Raw genomic sequence first — 15,872 nt, 5'->3', positions numbered from 1 at the left:
GCAGCCGCCTTTGCCGCCGCCCAGCCGCCACGCCCGCCCCGGCGCGTAACCGCGCAGCCGGAAGACGTGTGCGCCCTGTCCTTCAGCAACGACGGCCCGCAGGCTCCGCGGCTCGTGCGGCCGCTCAGGCCTTGTCTGACGGCAGGGAGGCCCTGGGCGGAAGCGCCGGGCCTTCGTGCGCCTGTGCCGCCGCCCCGGACACGGCAGCCGCCGCGCCCGCGTCCGCCGGGCAGACCGGCAGGCTCAGGGAAATATAGCGCTCGGCCAGCACGGCCTCCGGCAGGTTCAGGGCAATATGCTCCAGATCCCGGCGCGGAAAGCCCTGCAGCCAGCGGGCCGCCTGCCGCCCCAGCTCCGCCAGCTCGTTGAGCGGCGTAAACAGGACGGCCGGGCAGGTTCTGTACACATACATGCCGCCCGCGTTGAGCACCAGGGGGAACAGCCCGCAGGCCACGGGCCGCTGCGGCCGGGGCAGACGACAGCCGTGGGCCGTGCAGGCGCGGCAGCCCCTGGCGTCCATATAGGCCGTATCCGCATTGAGCAGATAAAAATCCTCGGCCATGCCGGGCCGCAACTGCCCCGGCAACAACCCCATAGGGAAAGGCTCGTTGGAGTCCTGCGGGCCGCAGCAGTAGCAGCAGTCCGCACAATAGCCGTTCTCCAGCCAGCCCTCGCGCCAGGCAAGTTTCCTGCGCCGGGGGAAACGCCGCCGCCACTCTTCCAGATACGCCCAAAAACGTGTGTCCATCTCAATTCCTGTATCCTGACCGCCTTGCGACGCAAACGCGGTGCATCCCCGCAGCTCGCGAAACCGTCTGCAAGGGGCAATGCCCTGTGGCGTCCCGCCAGGCCCATATACTCCGTCGGGCCCTCCTGTTTTGTCAGGCCCTTCCACTCCGTGAAGGAAGATAAGGCCACCTGGCGGGCGTGTACACCCGCAGTGCGGCCCCGGCAACAAAAAACCGCCCAGAGCCGACGGCGGACGCCTGGAAATCCTGGAGCAGATTGCGCTTGCGAATGCATCTTCAAAGGTTGCGGCGCGCTCGTTCCAGCGCTTACCCGCGCAAATAACCTGCGCTTGCGCCTGCACGGCGGGCGTCTGCTCATGCAGCCGCCGCGGCAGTACAACGTTGAACCGCCCTAACTCAACCGCAGCAGGACCATGCCGCAGACCAGCAGGGCCATGCCCGCAAAAGCGCTGGGCGCAAGCCTTTGCCGCAGCAGCAGCCAGCCGCCCAGGGCGGTTCCCAGCAGCCCCAGGCCGCCCCACAGAGCATAAGCCACGGAAAGATCCATCTGCCGCACAGCCAGCGAAAGGCAATAAAAAGCCAGACCCACCAACGCCAGGGCCAGCAGCCCAGGGCCCCGGCGGCGGAAGCCTTCCGACCGGGCCAGCAACAGATTGGCCAGCACGTCCAGGGTCGCGGCCAGCAGCACCAGTACGAAAGGAAAACCGGAAAGCGTCGCGGGCATCACAGCCCCCCCACGTCCAGATCCGCCAGGGCGTCGTCAGGCTCTTCTTTTGCGGCGCAGGGGGCGTCAACAGCGCCGCTTTCCGTGCCGTGGTGCACCAGCAACGCGCCTGTCAGCACGCACGCCAGCCCCAGCACGCGCCGGGCATTGAGGGTTTCGCCCAGCAGCAGCACGCCGCAGAGCGTGATGCAGGTAAGGCCCAGCCCCTCCCAGAAGGCGAAGCTCACCCCCACGGGCAAGCCCGTAATGGCCTTGGCCAGCAGATAGTAAGAAAGGCCCACGGCCCCCCACATGCAGCCCAGGCCCACCGCATTGGCATAAGCAAACTGCCAGCCCTGGGAGAGCTTCATGACGGTGGAGCCCGCCACCTCCAACAATATGGCCGCCGCAAGGCACAGCCAATGATATGGTTTTGTCGCGCACATACTGCATCTCGCACATAAATGGAACAGAAAAGGCCCCGTCAACGACAGGGTCCGCACAAGGGCCGACGCCGAAAAATACGCGCGATGCTACAAGAGGGAACGCCAGTAGCGTTCTTCAGGAAAACCGCAGATAATGCGGCGCAATAAAGAAAATATGGAGGGATTGAAGAAGCACATGAATCCACTATAATCCTTAGGGCGCTGTCTGGCAAGGGAAGCACCACGGAACGGAAAAAATGCGTCCGGAACATATCTGGAAGAAGGCAAGGCGCACGCCCGACGGCCCGCGCGCTCCGCGCCGCAGGGCTTGCCTTCCGCGCGCGATGCACGCATCTTCAGGGGCGCGGGAACCTGCGCCGCACTTCGCCCCGCACCGCAAGGAGGGTCTCCATGTTCCTTTGTCGGCCTTGCCGCCTGCTCGCGCTCTGTTGCGCCCTGCTGCCGCTCTGCCTGCCGCTCGGCGGCAGCACCGCTCCGGCGGAAGAATACGACGGCCGACGCGCCGCCGACGTGCGCTCTCTTGCCGCTGCGGCGCAAATCAGCCCTGCTGCAAAACAGGCTCGCCCAACGGCAACGCCGACTCCCCCTGCGGGGGAACAGACCGCCCGCGCGCAAGGCCTGCCGGCCGCGCTGTTTGCGGACAACCCACGCCTTCCCACCCAGATCCTGGCCTTCTGCGCGGTCTTTCTGTACTTTTTTCTCCTCTGGCGGCGGCTGGGGGCGGATCCGCCCAAGGGAATCATTGCCCCCAGAACACAACCGCCCCCGGCCCCTGTGACCGACAAGGCTACAGCCGTCACCCCCCTTTCCCCCCTCGCCGCGGACTATCTGCGCAACGCCGCCCGCGTCAGCGGCCGGGGGCTGGCCGCCGCCTTTCTGGATCTGGCCTTCCGCGGGCTCTGCGTTGTCCGTCAGGCGGAGAACGGCGCTTTCGTTCTGGAGCCGCGCCCCCTGGAAGAAGCCGCAGCCAGAGATCTGCCAGAGGAAGAGCGCGCCCTTTACGACGCGCTGGTCCGCCATGCCCCCGACGGCAGGCTGACGCTGCGCCCCCACGACCCCAACGTGCGGGCCCTGTTCGCCGCAGCCAAAACCTGCCTCCGCCGCCGCTTCCCCGCCGCCTGGAAGGCCAACGCCTGGGTGGCGGTGCTGGGCTGGTTTGCTCTGACCCCCCTGGCGCTTATGGCCAGCGTTCTGGATTCGGACCTCATTGCCGCGGCCGCAGCCGCTGGCCTCTCCCCCACCAGCACGCAGAACGCCCTCTGCGCCGTCTTCTGCGGCACGCTGGCCGCGCCTCTGCTGTTCCCGCGCCAGGGCACCTTCCGGCCCGCTCTGGCCGGGATCGCGGCGTTGACCCTGGCCTGCTGCGGCTTGTGGGCGCTGCGCGCCGCAGGTCTTCTGCCCACTCTGGCCTGGGCGCTTCCCGCGCTTACGACGGCGACGGCCCTGTTCTTCACGGCCATCATCAAAGCGCCCAGCAAGGCCGTCAGGGCCGTGCTGGACGAGCTTGAAGGCCTTGCCCTGTACATCCGCAACGTCGAAATGCCGCGCATGGAGCAATGCAGCGTCCGCTGGACAGCCCCGGAAGATACGCCCGCCGTCTTCCGCCGCCTGTTGCCCTATGCCCTGGCGCTGGGCGTAACAAACACCTGGTGCAACCGTTTTGCCGCCCAGCTGGACGCCGGAGCTCAGGAGGAACGTGACGACCTGACCCAACGCGGCTGAACGGATCGCCCACGGCTTCAGGCGCGCTCCGCTGCGGCCCCCCCCCGCGCCGCCGCACGGGCGGAACGGGCTATAGCAGATCAACTTTGAGGATATGCATTCTCAAAGTTTGCAGCACGCTCGTTCCGGCGCTTTCCAGCGCAAATAAATTGCGCTTACGCCTCTCCACGGCGGGCGTCTGCTCACGCAGCCGCCAGGGCATTGCAACGTTGAACGGCCCTAATAGTTGTCCGCATCGGGGGAAAAAACCTTGCGCAGCCCGCGCAGGACGCGCGCCTTGCAGAGAAGTTCCGGCCGGTATTCAAAGTGCATGAGGTCGTATTCATGCCATTTGCCGCCCCAGATAAAGCCCGCGTCCTCAAAGGCCGCCACAATGGCCGTGGGATAGCCGCGCTGCAGGGGATGGGGCTGCAGCGGGCTCCAGCGCCAGTAGGTGGCGATGCCGGGGCTGATGTCCAGGGCGATGCCGAAGGCGTGGGGGCTCAGGCGGGTTGTGCCGGCAATACGCCGCCAGGTGAAGCCGCCATCTACCTTGAGCAAAGGACGCAGGGCGGGATCGGCCCGCACGGCGGCGGTAAGGCGCGCGTCTGCTTTGTTCAGAGCCTGGGCGGCCGGTTCGGCCAGCTGCAGCCCCTGCCCCAGCAGGCGCGCGGGGCGCAGCCGGGCGCGCACGGCCGCCTGCGTCTCGCCGTACAGGGCGCGCAGCAGCGCATGGGAGCGCCGCCGCCCCGGCGAAACGCCCACGGGGGTGGCGGGCCGCTCCGGCTCCAGGGGATAGAGCTCGGCCATGCTGGTCCGCACGTCCACGTCCCAAAGGGAGTCGGCCTCAGGATTGCTCAGGGCCAGACCGGCCGTGGCCGCGCTCTCGGCCAAGGGCGCGGCGTAGAGCACGCGCCGCCCATCGGCGAAGCGCAGCCAGCGGCCCTCGCCGTCGTCCGCAAAGCCCGTTATCTGCGGATAGGCGCTGCGCAGGCAATAGAGATCCAGCCGGGCCACGGCCGCAGCGTCCATCCGGGCCAGCACGGCGGCGTCCGACGGGGGAACAGCATCCTCGGAAGCGGCCCGCGCGGCCAGGCAAGGCCCCCAACACAACAACAGTACTGCAAAAAGAAGATAACGCGCCATGCGGCCAAGCCTACCCGCCGCCGCCTTGTCAAGGCAAGCGCTTTTGCGTACACCTGCGCCATGGCCGCCTGGAAATTCTTTCTTGTCACCTTCGGCTGCAAGGTCAACCAGTACGAAACTGAAGCCCTGCGCGAGGCCTGGCTGCGCCTGGGCGGCGAGGAGTGCGACAACCCGGCGCAAGCTGCGGTGGTCTGCGTCAACAGCTGCGCCATCACCGCCAAGGGCGAAAGGGACGCCCGCAACGCCGTTTACCGCCTGCGGCGCGAAGCTCCGCAGGCGCGCCTCATCCTCACGGGCTGCGCCGCACGCCTGTTTGCGGACTACCACCCCCGCCGCGGGGCCTTCTGGGCCGCGCCGGACCTGATCCTGCCGCAGGAACGCAAAAGCCTTTTGCTGCGCGGCCCGTGGCCGGAAAACGACGCCCCGGCGGAAACGCCCCCCGCGAGCCGCCTTTCCGACGCTGCAAACCGTCCGTCCGGATCTGCCGCCACGATTCCGGCGGCCTTCCCACCCTTCCGCATTGAGGGCTTCAAACGCGCCCGGCCCGTGCTCAAAATACAGGACGGCTGCGCCCACCGCTGCACCTACTGCATCGTGCCCCTGACCCGCGGCCGCCCCCGCAGCCGCCCTGTGGCGGAGATCGTGGCCGAAGCCCGCCGCCTGCTCGCGGCCGGCCACGCGGAGATCATGCTCTCCGGCATCAACCTGGCCCAATACGGCCGGGACGCGGCAACCGGGGACTTCTGGAACCTGCTCACGACCCTGGACGCGGCCCTGGCCCCCACATACGCGGGCCGGGCGCGCCTGCGCATCAGCTCTCTGGAGCCGGGCCAGCTCGACCGGCGCGGGCTGGAGGCGCTGCGCGCCTGCCGACTGCTCTGCCCGCACCTGCACATCTCACTGCAGCACGCCAGCCAAAGCGTGCTCAAACGCATGGGACGCGGGCACTATACCGCCGCCATGCTGGCCCAGGCCGTGGAAGCCCTGACCGACCACTGGCCGCGCCTGGGCCTGGGCGTGGACGTCATTGCGGGCTTTCCCGGCGAGACGGAAGCGGATATGCGCCTGCTGGAGGATTTTCTGGCGGCCCTGCCCCTTACCTACGCCCACGTTTTTCCTTATTCACGGCGGCCCGGCACAGCGGCGGACCGTTTTGCGGACCAGGTGCCCCACAAGGAAAAGCTGGAGCGCGCTGCGCGCCTGCGCGCCCTGGCGGACCGCAAGCGGCGGGATTTTCTGCAAAGCCAGCTGGCCCTGCCCCGCATGCTGCTGGCCCCGGACGCCCGCGCGGACGGCACGCACGCTGACCGCAACGGCGGCCTGCCCCACGGCGTCAACGAATACTACGCGGCCTGCCGTCTGCGCCCCGCGCCCGGAGCGCCCCCCACGCAAAACGGCCAGCAGGGAAACGGGCTGCTGCCCGTCCGCCCCGTGGCCGCTCTGGACAAAGAACTGCTTGTGGAAGCCCTGCCCGCGGAAGGCGCAGGGCACTAGCGCAGATTACCTTTAAAACGCTGCACTCGGCGTGGCCGGCGAAAATAAATTTCGCCTACGCACTGCGCAGACATTCCCGCAGGGAAGAAACGCCGCAGGAATGCACCATCTGCAGGGGGATATTGCGAGACTTGGCCACCTGCACGGCCTTGCGCTTGGCCTCGTGAGAAATTTTATTGGTGAAGACGATGAGCGCGTCCGGATTGCCGATCTTGTCCACAAAATTCCGCTCATTGCGGGTGATGAACTTGAGGGAATGCCCGTCCTGCTCCGCCGCCGCCATATAATCTTTTTTCAGCCGGTCCATGCCGCCGATAAGGGTAACGCACATCTTGTCCTCCTGCCTGGCCGCCGTCCGTCGACGCCCTGTAGTGTTGTTGACGTTGTCGTTGCCCTCTGTATAATTGAAATTGAATTTCAAAGTCAAGCAAAATTTCCGATTTTTTTGCTCAGGTACGCATTTTTTTGGGAAACGTCGGCCCTCACAGGCGGACTTGGCGAAAACCCCGCGGCACGGTATACTGCCGGGGTTCCGCAGCCGCCCGCCGTGTAGCGGGCCTTTCTTGAACACCAGCCAGAGGAAGCCATGTTCCGTTCCGCTTTTTTGTTTTTTGTGCTGCTGTGCTGCCTTGCGGGCACGGCCCAGGCCAGGGAATACCAGTTCGCCTTTGTCACTATGGATATCCCCGATTCCTGCCACTTTATGCCGCGGGAGGGGGCCATCTTTGTTCAGGACGACCACAACCACTTTTTCACCCTGGATATCAAGCCCCTGGAGGCAGGAACGGACCCTGCGACCCACGCCGCAGCCCTGGCCGCCCAGCAAGGCGGCGGCCCGGTCCGTGCCGCTGACGAGGCCTGGAGCTTCACCGTCACGGGCCGTTCCGTGCCTTATGCCGTCACGGTTCTGGCGGACAGCAGCCATCTGGTCACCATGTATACGGATCTGCAACGCGCGGCGTGGCCAGAGGACCTCAAGTCCGCCCTGGCCTCGGTCAAAGGCAAGGATCCCACAGTGGAGGCCCTGCTGCGCCGCATGCTGGCCATACACTGAACCCGCTGTTTTTTTTTGCGGGAAAAGAAGCGGAGAGAAGCGTCTGGTTCTCTTTAGAGCAGAGTAGCTTTGAGAATATGCATTCTCAAAGCTCACAATGCGCTCATTTCTGCGCTTAACAACGCAAATACATTGCGCTTACGCCTGCACGGGGGGCGTTTGCTTGCGCAGCGGCCATGACAGGGTAAGGTGCGCCTGTCGCCTTGCTGGCGGAGAGAAAAGTTTTCACCTGAGAATCCGCCCTACGCCCGCCGCAGGCGGAAGGCGCGCAGCAGCAGAATGCAGGCTGCGCCGGCCAGAGCGCACTGCCAGGGGGGCAGACGGGCATGCCAGACGCAGGCCAGGGAAACCACGGCCCCCAGGGCGGCGGCCGTGGCGTAAAGATCTTCTTCCATGGCCAGAGCGGTATTGCCCAGGAGCGTATCGCGCACCAGGCCCCCGGCGAGGCCGGAGAGCAGCGCCAGGAGCAGCACGCCAGCGGCCCCCAGGCCCAGAACCGCGCCCTTGGCGGCCGCAAGGCCGGTGGCCAGGGCCAGACCAAGGGCGTCGGCCAGGGCAAGGCACAGGCCGGCGCGGCGCAGACGGGGCAGGGGCAGGCCCGCCAGGCCACCGGTCAGGGCGGCGGCCAGGTAGGCGGGCTGATCCAGGGCCAGGAGGGGCAGGCCCAGGAGGGTATCGCGCAGCAGGGGCGCGGCGGTCCCGGCCAGGCAGGCCAGGGCCAGCGCGCCGCCGGAGCGGCTGCCGCCCGCGCGCGCCAGGCCGGATGCGGCGGCGGCCAGCATGAAGCCGGCCGCCAGATCAAGCACAAGAAAGGGGCCGAAGCCCGCGCCGGCAGGAATCACTTGGCGAGCTCCACAGCCCGGCGTTCACGGATGACCGTAACCCGGATCTGACCGGGATAGGTCAGATTTTTCTCAATTTTCTGCGCAATTTCCTTGCAGAGCATATAGGTGGCGTCGTCATCCACCTGTTCGGAATTGACCATGACGCGGATTTCGCGTCCGGCCTGGATGGCGTAGGCCTTGGTCACGCCGGCGAAGCTGGTGGCAATGCCTTCCAGGTCTTCCAGGCGTTTGACGTAGTTTTCCAGCAGTTCCTTGCGTGCGCCGGGGCGCGCGCCGGAGATGGAATCCGCGGCCTGCACCAGCACGGCCAGGGCCGTGGAGGGGCGCTGATCCTCGTGGTGGGCGGCGATGGCGTGGACGATTTCCTGGCTTTCGTTGTACTTTTTGGCTAGGTCCGCGCCGATGAGGGCGTGGGGGCCTTCCACCTCGTGGTCCACGGCCTTGCCGATATCGTGCAGCAGCCCGGCGCGTTTGGCTTTTTTCACGTCCATGCCCAGCTCGGCGGCCATCATGCCGCAGAGAGCGGAAACCTCCAGCGAGTGCTGGAGCACATTCTGGGTAAAGGAGGTGCGGTAGCGCAGCTGCCCCAGAAGGCGGACCAGCTCCGGATGGATGCCGTGCACGCCGGCGTCGAAGGTTGCCTGCTCGCCCACTTCGCGCACCTGGGCGTCCAGCTCCTGCTCGCACTTCTGCACAACGTCCTCAATGCGGGCGGGATGGATGCGGCCGTCCTGAATGAGCCGTTCCAGCGCCATTTTGGCCACCTGGCGGCGCAGGGGGCTGTAGGCGGAAAGGATGACGGTTTCGGGCGTGTCGTCGATGATCAGGTCCACGCCGGTGGCTGCCTCCAGAGCGCGGATATTGCGGCCCTCGCGGCCGATGATGCGGCCTTTCATGTCTTCGCTGGGCAGGGCCACAGCGGTGACGGTCTGCTCGTTCACATAATCGCCGGCGTAGCGCTGGATAACGTTGCAGAGGATTTCTTTGGCCTTGCGGTCGGCGGTTTCGTGCGCTTCCATTTCAATCTGGCGGATCATGCGCGCCGATTCGTGCCGGGTTTTAGCCTCAATTTCCTGGAACAGCCGGTCCTTGGCCTCTTCTGCCGTAAAGCCGGCTATCTGGGCCAGGCGCTGCTCCTGCTCGTCAATGCGGGTCTGCAAAAAGGCTTCGGATTCGCCAAGTTGGCGTTCCTTACGGGCCAGGTCTTTTTCCGCAGCCAGCAGATCCTGCTCCCTGGCGGTGGCTTTTTCCAGTTTTTCTTCCAGGCGGTTGCCCATTTCTTCCAGTTTGCGCTCGCGGGCTTTGATTTCGCGTTCCCGCTCTTTGAATTCGTTTTCCAGCTCGCGCTTTTGGTTGAAAAGGTCGTCCTGCCCCTGGATGAGAATTTCTTTTTTCTGAGCCTGCGCCTCCTTGCGGGCTTCGGTCACTATCCTTTTGGCCAGCTCGTCGGCATCGCCCAAGCGTTTGGCCGTGGCGCGCCTGTCCAGAACGACGCCCAGCGCAACGCCGCACACGGCTGCCGCCGCCAGCGCAAGAATCAACAATGGGTCCATGAATCCAGCCTCTCTTTTATCAAGACGGGACCAGCCGCGGGCCGGCCCGGAGAACACCGGCAACCGACCGACGCCGGAAGCCGTAGCAATGGGGCCCCAAGGGGGCTGCTGCCTGGGCTGGATGGCCGCCATACGCGGCGCGAGGATGGCGTTGCACAGAAAAAGCGTTCCGGCCGGAGCCGGAACACCTCAACACCGGGGAAAGATTGCGATTCCCCAGAGCGCCGTGTCATGCTTGCGGTACAGAAACCTGGATATCCAGGTCGGGCGCCTGTATGCCCCTCTCAGGCTTCCCGGTCGCGCCGGGCGTGCACACGAGGAACAGTGACGGCCCCCTTTAACAACACTTGTCAGGTTAGCACCGAGGCATAAATCACGCACACCCCAGGGAAACGCCGGGGAGTCACGCGGACTCCTCTATCTTTGAAAGCAGGCCGTGCACCCCATGGCGCAACGCGGCGAGCTCCTTCTGCGCTTGCAACAAATCATCCGCCAGCCCAAGGGCCAGAAAGGTCAGCAGAATATCCTTGGTCTGCCTTTTAGAGAACCTCTGCTCCTGGTCAGCATACCGTTCTTCCAACAGCTGGACAGCTTCCCGCACGCGCCTCATGTCCGCGCCGGGTTTGAAATCGACGCTCAACCCGAGAACGGAGAGGTTGATGGCATCCTGATTCACAGAGTCCTACTCGACGCTGTCGTGCTCCTGAATATCGTGCAACAGGGCGTCGATGCGGCCAAGGGCCGCCTTACGCGTCTGTTCCTCTTTTTCAAGAGCTTCCAGCAATCTCAGGTTTTCCTCTTCCAACGCGGCCTTATCCGCCCCCATAGCGGCAGACTCCGTGCGCAGACGCGCATTTTCCGTCTTGAGGCGGTCGAGTCTGTCTAAAAGTGCCGCGACTTGCTTTTCGAGCTGTTCCAGAAGTTCCATGGCCTCAATCTAGCACCGAGCCAGCCCCTTGGCAAGAAAGGAGATGCCTTTGGCCCGTAAAAAACCCCCGGCAACCGCCGAGGGTTTTTGCGCCCTGCCGGAAGCCGCGCCCCCGCCAGGCGGCGCGGGGCCGCGAGCGGCTAGCCCTTGCGGGGCAGGTTCTTCTGTTTGCCCCTGGCTATGGCCAGATCGCCATCGGGCACGTCCTTGGTGATCACAGAGCCCGCCCCCACCAACGCGCCCGCGCCCACGCTGACGGGCGCTACCAGGGCCGTGTTGCTGCCGATAAAGGCGCGCTCGCCGATGGCGGTGCGGTACTTGTGTTTGCCGTCGTAGTTGCAGGTGATGGTGCCCGCGCCGATATTGCTGCCCGCGCCGATTTCGGCGTCGCCCAGATAGCTGAGGTGGTTGGCCTTGGCCCCCTTGCCCAGGCGGGCTTTTTTGAGCTCCACAAAGTTGCCCACATGGGAGGCCTCCTCCAGCACGGCGCCGGGCCGCAGGCGGGCAAAGGGCCCCACCAGCGCGCCGGGCCCCACCACGGCTCCTTCCAGGTGCGAGAAGGAACGCACCTCGGCCCCGGCGGCCAGCTCGCAATCCCGGATAACGCAGTGCGAGGCCACGCTGGCGCCGCGGGCCACCAGGCTTGCGCCGTAGATTTCGCACGGGCCCGTAAGCTCTGCGCCCGGCTCCACCCGCGCGCGCGGGCCCACCCGCACGGCTGCGGGGGCGTGCAGCAGCACTCCGGCTTCCAGCAGGCCCTCCACAATGGCGGCGCGCAGGGTTTCTTCCATCTGCGCCAGCTCCCGCGGGGAGTTGACGCCCAGAAGGGCCGCGTCCCGGCCGCAGCGCACGCCGCGCACCCGGTACTTCCCGGCCGCGGCCAGGCCCACCAGATCGGTGATGTAGTATTCCCCGCTCTTGTTCCTGTTGCTCACCTGGGGCAGCAAGCGCGCCGCCGCGGACAGGGAGCACAGATACATGCCCGCGTTGACCTCGTTGCCCGCGGGCCCCATGAGGGCGGGGTCGTAGTCCTTGGCCTCCACAATGGCCGTCACAACATCCCCCTGCCGCACTACCCGGCCGTATGCGCCGGGATTGTCCACTTCAATAGTGGCGAAGGCCAGGTCCGCGCCCATGGCTTCGGCCAGAAAATGCCGCGCCAGCGCCTCTGAAAGCAGGGGCACATCGCCGTTGACCACCAGCACATGGCTGCACCCCGCCTCGGTCAGCGCGGGCAGGGCCTGCATAAGGGCGTGGCCCGTGCCCAGCTGTTCTTCCTGCAGCACAAAGCGCGCATCGGGGAAGGCGGCCCGCACCAGGTCGGCCCGGTGCCCGGTCACAATCCAGACGTCCTCGCCGAAAACCGGCCGCAGGGCCTCCAGCACGCAGGCCAGCATGGGCTCGCCCAAAAGGGTCTGCAGCACCTTGGGCTTGTCGGAATGCATGCGGGTGCCCTTGCCCGCAGCCAGAATCAACGCCGCAGTTTTCGGCATGGCTTGCTCCTTGAAGACGGCGGACAGACGGTCCCTACTTCTTCCAGTCAAAGGTAAACACCTGCTCCACATCCGGGTGCAGGCTGTGGTGCACGGGGCAGGTAAGGGCCACGCGCTCCAGAACGGTCTTGTCCTTGGTGCTGAAGGGCTGGTCCGGCATGTGGAAGATTACCTCCACCCGGCCCAGGCGCGCGGGCGAGCCCTGATGCATGGCGGCCCTCACTTCCGTTTCCATGCCCGTCACATCCAGGTTGTGGTGGGCGGCATAGCCCGCGATGACCGTGGAAGCGCAGCAGCCCAGGGAGGCCACGCAGAGGTCCACGGGGGAGAAAGAGTCCTCCTGGCCGCCGTGTTCCTTGGTGGGCGTGACTTCCAGCCGCGCGCCGCTGCCGGGGTGCACGCATTCCATGCGCATGTTGCCGAGATATCTGATTCTGGCGTTGGTCATGGGAACCTCCATAAAAAACACGCGGTCGGACCGCGCGGCAAAGGTGCGGAAGGTGCAGACGGGCGGGCGCGCCCCGCTCAGCGTTGCCAGTGGAAGGTAAAAATCTGCTCCACATCCGGGTGCAGGGTCAGGTGCACAGGGCAGGTCTGGGTGCAGCGCTCCATAATGGCCTTTTCCTTGTCCGAATAGTCCTTATCGGGCATCTCGAAGACCACCTCCACCTTGCCGATGCGGCGCGGGTTGGCGCTCATGGTCTTGGCAATGCGCATTTTTGCGCCGGTGACGTCCACCCCGTGGCTCTGGGCGTAAATGCCGATGATGGTCATGGCGCAGGCCCCGAGAGCCGTGGCGCAGAGATCCGTGGGCGAAAAGGACGCGCCCTTGCCCTGGTTGTCTGTAGGGGCGTCGGTAATGAGCCTGACGCCGCTCTGCTCGTGGACGCATTCCACGCGCAGGTCGCCCAGATAGGTGGCGCTGACGGTTGCCATAACAATCCTCCTTCGATTGTTCAGCGCAAAGCCGCCCGCAGGCGGCCGCGGGCAAAGCCTAGCCGAAGGCGTTGTGCTCCCGCAAGATATTGCAGGCAATGGCCAGCAGGGTCAGCCCGCCCAGCAGCTCGGCCCAGGCGTTGAGCGCGCAGGTGTTGGCCAGAGTTTTGCCCAGAAACACGCCGCAGGCCGTGACCATGGCGCAGACCAAACCGATGCAGAACGCCGGGCCCCAGACCGGGGCCCCCAGCACGGCAAAAGAAAGCCCCACGGCCAGGGCGTCCACACTGGTGGCCACGCTCAGCAGGAGCAGATTGCGCCCGGCCGCCGGGTCCACTGTGGGCCGCGTACAGGACGCGCGCCCGCGCCAGGCGGCGGAGCCGGAAACAACCATTTTGCCGCCGATCCAGGCCAGCAGGACAAAGGCGATCCAGTGGTCCCAGGCCTCCATGTATCCGCGCACGGAAAGCCCCAGGGCCCAACCCAGCACCGGCATGGCAAACTGAAAAAAGCCGAAGGCCCCGGAAAGCCGCAGATACTGCCGTCGGCTGGGCGCGCGCAGGGCGCAGCCCGAAGCCACGGCCACGGCAAAAGCATCCATGGAAAGAGCCAGGGCCAGCCCCAGAACGGCGATAACAGTCATAACCCTACCTTGTGCTGTGCGTTGGCCCCACACGGGCGTAACTGCGGCACTATAGGTCAGGAAGGGCCGCCCCGCAAGCGGCGCGCGGCCGGGCCTGCGCGTGCGGGGCAAGATATGGGGCCCGCATCTTCGGACGCGAACTTGATGAGCTTGCGGGCGCGTGCGGGACAGGATACAAAAGCGGCCATGCAAACTTTTCCCGTCTGGCTTCTCTGCTGGCAATGGCTTTTGAGCATCCTTTCCCTGGGCGCGGCGGCCGCCGCCGGGCTCCCCGCCGTCCTGGCCCTGACCCTGCTGGCCGGTCGGCGCGGCAACGCCCGGCTCTGCGCCTTCGGAGCCGGACGCATGGCCCGTCTGGCCTTCCGCCTGGCCCCCCTGGGGATTTTCTGCGCCGTGGGGGACCACCTGGGCCTGATCGTGCAGTTGCGCGGCTGGGCCGGGCTTGCGGGCCTCTATCCCCTGCACCCCGCCATGCTGCCCGCCACCAGCGCAGCCCTGGCCTGGCTTGCGGGCATGGTCTGCCTGTTCTTTTATCTGAAAGCGGACGCCGCCGCCCCCCTGCCCGCCCTGCCGGAAGCGGACCAGCGCCGCGTCAAAGGCAGAAAAACCGCCCCGGACCCGGCCCTGAGCCAATGGGAAGCGCCGGAATTCCGCAGCCGCCTCATCCTGGCCCTGGCGGCCCTGGGCTGCTTTTTCGCTGCCCTGGCCTTGCCGCGCTGGCCTTTCGCCGGCCTGCCCCAGGGCATGGAACTGAGTGCCGCCGCCGAGGCCGTGCTCTCCACTTCCATCCATGACCTGTTTGCCGCCCTGTCCCCGGCGGGAGCGGCGGCCCTGCTGGCCCTGACCTGCCTGCGCACCGGCCCCGAGGGCGCGCCGCCTGCCGAAGACGCCTTGCGCAAGGCCGGCCGCTGGTGCGCCCTGTGGGCCCTGCTGGGCTACATTCCCCGCTGCCTGGACCGCTGGGGCCTGTTTGTGGGCGTCTCGCTGCGCCCTGGCCCCTTGCCCCCGGACGTGGCCGCCCAGGCCCTGGGGCTCATTCCCCTGACCCTGGCCATCGCCTGCTGGGCGCTGCTGTTTGCCCTGCGCGCTCCGCGCCGCATCCTCTGGCTCAACCTGCTGGCCATCTTTTTCCTTCTGGTGCGGCAAAGCCTGCCCTTTGTGCTGCGCCTGGCGCAGTAACAGCGTCGCTGCCATCGTCCACAGCCCTGGGCGGACTGCCGGGGCACGCTCTGGCCCGCCGTATGGAGGCCGGGCGCGGGCCGGAGTCGGCTTCGTCTCTGGCCCGTTCTTTGCATAGAATTGCGCCAAGGGCCGTCAGGCCCGTGCACGACGGCCGCGCCCCCCACCGCGCGCGGCCGCCAACCAAGGAGCAAGACTATGCAGGCGGGCATGTACAGCGGGCTTTTCGGCGCGCTCACCACCGAACACCGGATGAATTTCATCGCCAATAATTTGGCGAATGTGAACACGCGCGGCTACAAGCGCGATACCCTGGCCTTCAAGGACACCATGGTCACCTACGCCCATGACGAGATCCGCGAACCCATCCTTAACCTGCGCTCCAAGCCCCTGTTTCCGGAACCGCACAACGCCGCCCGGTCGCGCATTGCCGTGGCGCGCACGGATTTCTCCCAGGGGTCCATGCAGTTCACCGGCAATTCCCTGGACGTGGCCATCAACGGCGAAAACGCCTTTTTCCGCGTCAACACGCCCACGGGGGCCTTTCTTACCCGCAGCGGAGCTTTTTCCCTTGACGCCGACGGCGTGCTTATGACGCCGCAAGGCTACACGGTGCAGGGCCTGGGCGGCGGCAACATCGTCATCCCCCCGGGCACGCGCAACATCCAGATCAGCGGGGACGGCCAGGTGCTGGCCGACGGCGCGCTGGTGGACCAGCTCGCCCTGGTGAGCGTGAACAACCTCCAGAACCTGGAAAAACAGGGCGGCAACCTCTACCGCCCGCGCCAGAACGTGCAGGTGGCCGAAGGCAACGCCTACCTGGACGGCGCGCGCCTGGAACAGGGCTTCACCGAGGCAGCCAACGTGGAGGTTGTTTCGGAAATGGTCAACATGATCGAAGTGCAACGGCAGTTTGAGGCCTACCAGAAGGTCATGCAGACCTCCGACAGCCTGGACCGCAACGCCACGGAAAAGGTGGGCCGTCGGCAGGGTTAACCCCGC

At 66.3% G+C, this 15,872-nt stretch carries 18 protein-coding genes and 1 other RNA gene; 5 read left to right on the top strand and 14 right to left on the bottom strand.

Going from position 1 to position 15,872, the window contains the following annotated elements:
• Positions 1 to 124: 124 nt before the first annotated feature.
• The 3 genes from BLS55_RS07340 to BLS55_RS07330 form a co-directional block, all read right to left on the bottom strand.
• Complete coding sequence (locus tag BLS55_RS07340) at positions 125 to 748, bottom strand: hypothetical protein (RefSeq protein WP_257243173.1); 624 nt, start codon at positions 746 to 748, stop codon at positions 125 to 127.
• Positions 749 to 1,140: 392 nt separating this feature from the next.
• The gene (locus tag BLS55_RS07335; protein ID WP_092153874.1) at positions 1,141 to 1,473 is read right to left on the bottom strand and encodes an SMR family transporter; all 333 of its coding nucleotides are present in this window, start codon (positions 1,471 to 1,473) and stop codon (positions 1,141 to 1,143) included.
• Positions 1,473 to 1,898 carry a DMT family transporter gene (locus BLS55_RS07330; protein WP_092153872.1) on the bottom strand — a complete coding sequence of 142 codons (426 nt, stop codon included), beginning with the start codon at positions 1,896 to 1,898 and terminating at the stop codon, positions 1,473 to 1,475. Before BLS55_RS07330 ends, BLS55_RS07335 begins: the two co-directional genes overlap by 1 nt.
• Before the next feature lie 390 nt (positions 1,899 to 2,288).
• On the opposite strand from BLS55_RS07330, the gene BLS55_RS07325 reads away from it, so the two are divergent.
• On the top strand, positions 2,289 to 3,620 hold the full coding sequence (locus tag BLS55_RS07325; protein ID WP_092153870.1) for a DUF2207 family protein: 1,332 nt from the start codon (positions 2,289 to 2,291) through the stop codon (positions 3,618 to 3,620).
• A gap of 219 nt (positions 3,621 to 3,839) precedes the next feature.
• On the opposite strand, the gene BLS55_RS07320 is transcribed toward BLS55_RS07325, so the two are convergent.
• Positions 3,840 to 4,745, bottom strand: coding sequence for a M15 family metallopeptidase (locus BLS55_RS07320; protein WP_180365419.1), 906 nt, complete (start codon positions 4,743 to 4,745; stop codon positions 3,840 to 3,842).
• A gap of 60 nt (positions 4,746 to 4,805) precedes the next feature.
• Between BLS55_RS07320 and BLS55_RS07315 the strand changes: the two genes are divergently transcribed.
• The gene (locus BLS55_RS07315) at positions 4,806 to 6,239 is read left to right on the top strand and encodes a MiaB/RimO family radical SAM methylthiotransferase (RefSeq protein ID WP_092153868.1); all 1,434 of its coding nucleotides are present in this window, start codon (positions 4,806 to 4,808) and stop codon (positions 6,237 to 6,239) included.
• Between the two features lie 55 nt (positions 6,240 to 6,294).
• On the opposite strand, the gene BLS55_RS07310 is transcribed toward BLS55_RS07315, so the two are convergent.
• Positions 6,295 to 6,570: a DUF2325 domain-containing protein gene (locus BLS55_RS07310; RefSeq protein ID WP_092153866.1), complete on the bottom strand. Its 276-nt coding sequence runs from the start codon at positions 6,568 to 6,570 to the stop codon at positions 6,295 to 6,297.
• 255 nt (positions 6,571 to 6,825) lie between these two features.
• Here BLS55_RS07310 and BLS55_RS07305 point away from each other — a divergent pair, with 255 nt between their 5' ends.
• Positions 6,826 to 7,293: a hypothetical protein gene (locus BLS55_RS07305; protein ID WP_092153864.1), complete on the top strand. Its 468-nt coding sequence runs from the start codon at positions 6,826 to 6,828 to the stop codon at positions 7,291 to 7,293.
• Positions 7,294 to 7,535: 242 nt separating this feature from the next.
• On the opposite strand, the gene BLS55_RS07300 is transcribed toward BLS55_RS07305, so the two are convergent.
• The 9 genes from BLS55_RS07300 to BLS55_RS07260 all read right to left on the bottom strand — a co-directional run bounded on the left by BLS55_RS07300 (position 7,536) and on the right by BLS55_RS07260 (position 13,691).
• Positions 7,536 to 8,135 (bottom strand): TRIC cation channel family protein, encoded by a 600-nt coding sequence (locus BLS55_RS07300; RefSeq protein WP_092153862.1) that lies wholly within the window; start codon positions 8,133 to 8,135, stop codon positions 7,536 to 7,538.
• Entirely contained in the window at positions 8,132 to 9,691 is a 1,560-nt protein-coding gene (rny, locus tag BLS55_RS07295; RefSeq protein WP_092153860.1) for a ribonuclease Y, read from the bottom strand. Before rny ends, BLS55_RS07300 begins: the two co-directional genes overlap by 4 nt.
• A gap of 209 nt (positions 9,692 to 9,900) precedes the next feature.
• Positions 9,901 to 10,085, bottom strand: a non-coding RNA gene (ssrS, locus tag BLS55_RS07290) — 6S RNA.
• Between the two features lie 9 nt (positions 10,086 to 10,094).
• Complete coding sequence (gene zapA, locus BLS55_RS07285; RefSeq protein ID WP_092153858.1) at positions 10,095 to 10,367, bottom strand: cell division protein ZapA; 273 nt, start codon at positions 10,365 to 10,367, stop codon at positions 10,095 to 10,097.
• A 6-nt stretch (positions 10,368 to 10,373) separates the two neighbouring features.
• On the bottom strand, positions 10,374 to 10,619 hold the full coding sequence (zapB, locus tag BLS55_RS07280) for a cell division protein ZapB (RefSeq protein WP_092153856.1): 246 nt from the start codon (positions 10,617 to 10,619) through the stop codon (positions 10,374 to 10,376).
• Between the two features lie 140 nt (positions 10,620 to 10,759).
• Positions 10,760 to 12,112, bottom strand: a complete 1,353-nt coding sequence (gene glmU, locus BLS55_RS07275; RefSeq protein WP_092153854.1) for a bifunctional UDP-N-acetylglucosamine diphosphorylase/glucosamine-1-phosphate N-acetyltransferase GlmU — start codon at positions 12,110 to 12,112, stop codon at positions 10,760 to 10,762.
• Positions 12,113 to 12,146: 34 nt separating this feature from the next.
• Entirely contained in the window at positions 12,147 to 12,560 is a 414-nt protein-coding gene (locus tag BLS55_RS07270) for an OsmC family protein (RefSeq protein ID WP_092153852.1), read from the bottom strand.
• 77 nt (positions 12,561 to 12,637) lie between these two features.
• Positions 12,638 to 13,048: an OsmC family protein gene (locus tag BLS55_RS07265; RefSeq protein ID WP_092153850.1), complete on the bottom strand. Its 411-nt coding sequence runs from the start codon at positions 13,046 to 13,048 to the stop codon at positions 12,638 to 12,640.
• 58 nt (positions 13,049 to 13,106) lie between these two features.
• The gene (locus BLS55_RS07260; protein WP_092153848.1) at positions 13,107 to 13,691 is read right to left on the bottom strand and encodes a manganese efflux pump MntP; all 585 of its coding nucleotides are present in this window, start codon (positions 13,689 to 13,691) and stop codon (positions 13,107 to 13,109) included.
• 186 nt (positions 13,692 to 13,877) lie between these two features.
• Between BLS55_RS07260 and BLS55_RS07255 the strand changes: the two genes are divergently transcribed.
• Both BLS55_RS07255 and flgF read left to right on the top strand, forming a co-directional pair.
• Positions 13,878 to 14,870 (top strand): hypothetical protein, encoded by a 993-nt coding sequence (locus BLS55_RS07255; RefSeq protein ID WP_092153846.1) that lies wholly within the window; start codon positions 13,878 to 13,880, stop codon positions 14,868 to 14,870.
• Positions 14,871 to 15,068: 198 nt separating this feature from the next.
• Entirely contained in the window at positions 15,069 to 15,866 is a 798-nt protein-coding gene (gene flgF, locus BLS55_RS07250; RefSeq protein ID WP_092153844.1) for a flagellar basal-body rod protein FlgF, read from the top strand.
• Positions 15,867 to 15,872: the final 6 nt, after the last annotated feature.

The organism is Desulfovibrio legallii, assembly GCF_900102485.1.
Taxonomy (GTDB): Bacteria; Desulfobacterota; Desulfovibrionia; order Desulfovibrionales; family Desulfovibrionaceae; genus Desulfovibrio; species Desulfovibrio legallii_A.
The sequence above is the reverse complement of the archived record's forward strand: the minus strand, read 5'-3'. Positions and strand labels throughout refer to the sequence as shown.

Bases quoted from the DNA above. Each gene is read 5' to 3' on its own strand.
- BLS55_RS07340 (WP_257243173.1), bottom strand. From the start codon at position 748: ATGGACACACGTTTTTGGGCGTATCTGGAAGAGTGGCGGCGGCGTTTC.
- BLS55_RS07305 (WP_092153864.1), top strand. From the start codon at position 6,826: ATGTTCCGTTCCGCTTTTTTGTTTTTTGTGCTGCTGTGCTGCCTTGCG.
- BLS55_RS07270 (WP_092153852.1), bottom strand. From the start codon at position 12,560: ATGACCAACGCCAGAATCAGATATCTCGGCAACATGCGCATGGAATGC.
- BLS55_RS07315 (WP_092153868.1), top strand. From the start codon at position 4,806: ATGGCCGCCTGGAAATTCTTTCTTGTCACCTTCGGCTGCAAGGTCAAC.
- zapB (WP_092153856.1), bottom strand. From the start codon at position 10,619: ATGGAACTTCTGGAACAGCTCGAAAAGCAAGTCGCGGCACTTTTAGAC.
- BLS55_RS07330 (WP_092153872.1), bottom strand. From the start codon at position 1,898: ATGTGCGCGACAAAACCATATCATTGGCTGTGCCTTGCGGCGGCCATA.
- BLS55_RS07310 (WP_092153866.1), bottom strand. From the start codon at position 6,570: ATGTGCGTTACCCTTATCGGCGGCATGGACCGGCTGAAAAAAGATTAT.
- BLS55_RS07335 (WP_092153874.1), bottom strand. From the start codon at position 1,473: ATGCCCGCGACGCTTTCCGGTTTTCCTTTCGTACTGGTGCTGCTGGCC.
- glmU (WP_092153854.1), bottom strand. From the start codon at position 12,112: ATGCCGAAAACTGCGGCGTTGATTCTGGCTGCGGGCAAGGGCACCCGC.
- flgF (WP_092153844.1), top strand. From the start codon at position 15,069: ATGCAGGCGGGCATGTACAGCGGGCTTTTCGGCGCGCTCACCACCGAA.
- BLS55_RS07320 (WP_180365419.1), bottom strand. From the start codon at position 4,745: ATGGCGCGTTATCTTCTTTTTGCAGTACTGTTGTTGTGTTGGGGGCCT.
- BLS55_RS07325 (WP_092153870.1), top strand. From the start codon at position 2,289: ATGTTCCTTTGTCGGCCTTGCCGCCTGCTCGCGCTCTGTTGCGCCCTG.
- rny (WP_092153860.1), bottom strand. From the start codon at position 9,691: ATGGACCCATTGTTGATTCTTGCGCTGGCGGCGGCAGCCGTGTGCGGC.
- BLS55_RS07255 (WP_092153846.1), top strand. From the start codon at position 13,878: ATGCAAACTTTTCCCGTCTGGCTTCTCTGCTGGCAATGGCTTTTGAGC.
- BLS55_RS07260 (WP_092153848.1), bottom strand. From the start codon at position 13,691: ATGACTGTTATCGCCGTTCTGGGGCTGGCCCTGGCTCTTTCCATGGAT.
- BLS55_RS07265 (WP_092153850.1), bottom strand. From the start codon at position 13,048: ATGGCAACCGTCAGCGCCACCTATCTGGGCGACCTGCGCGTGGAATGC.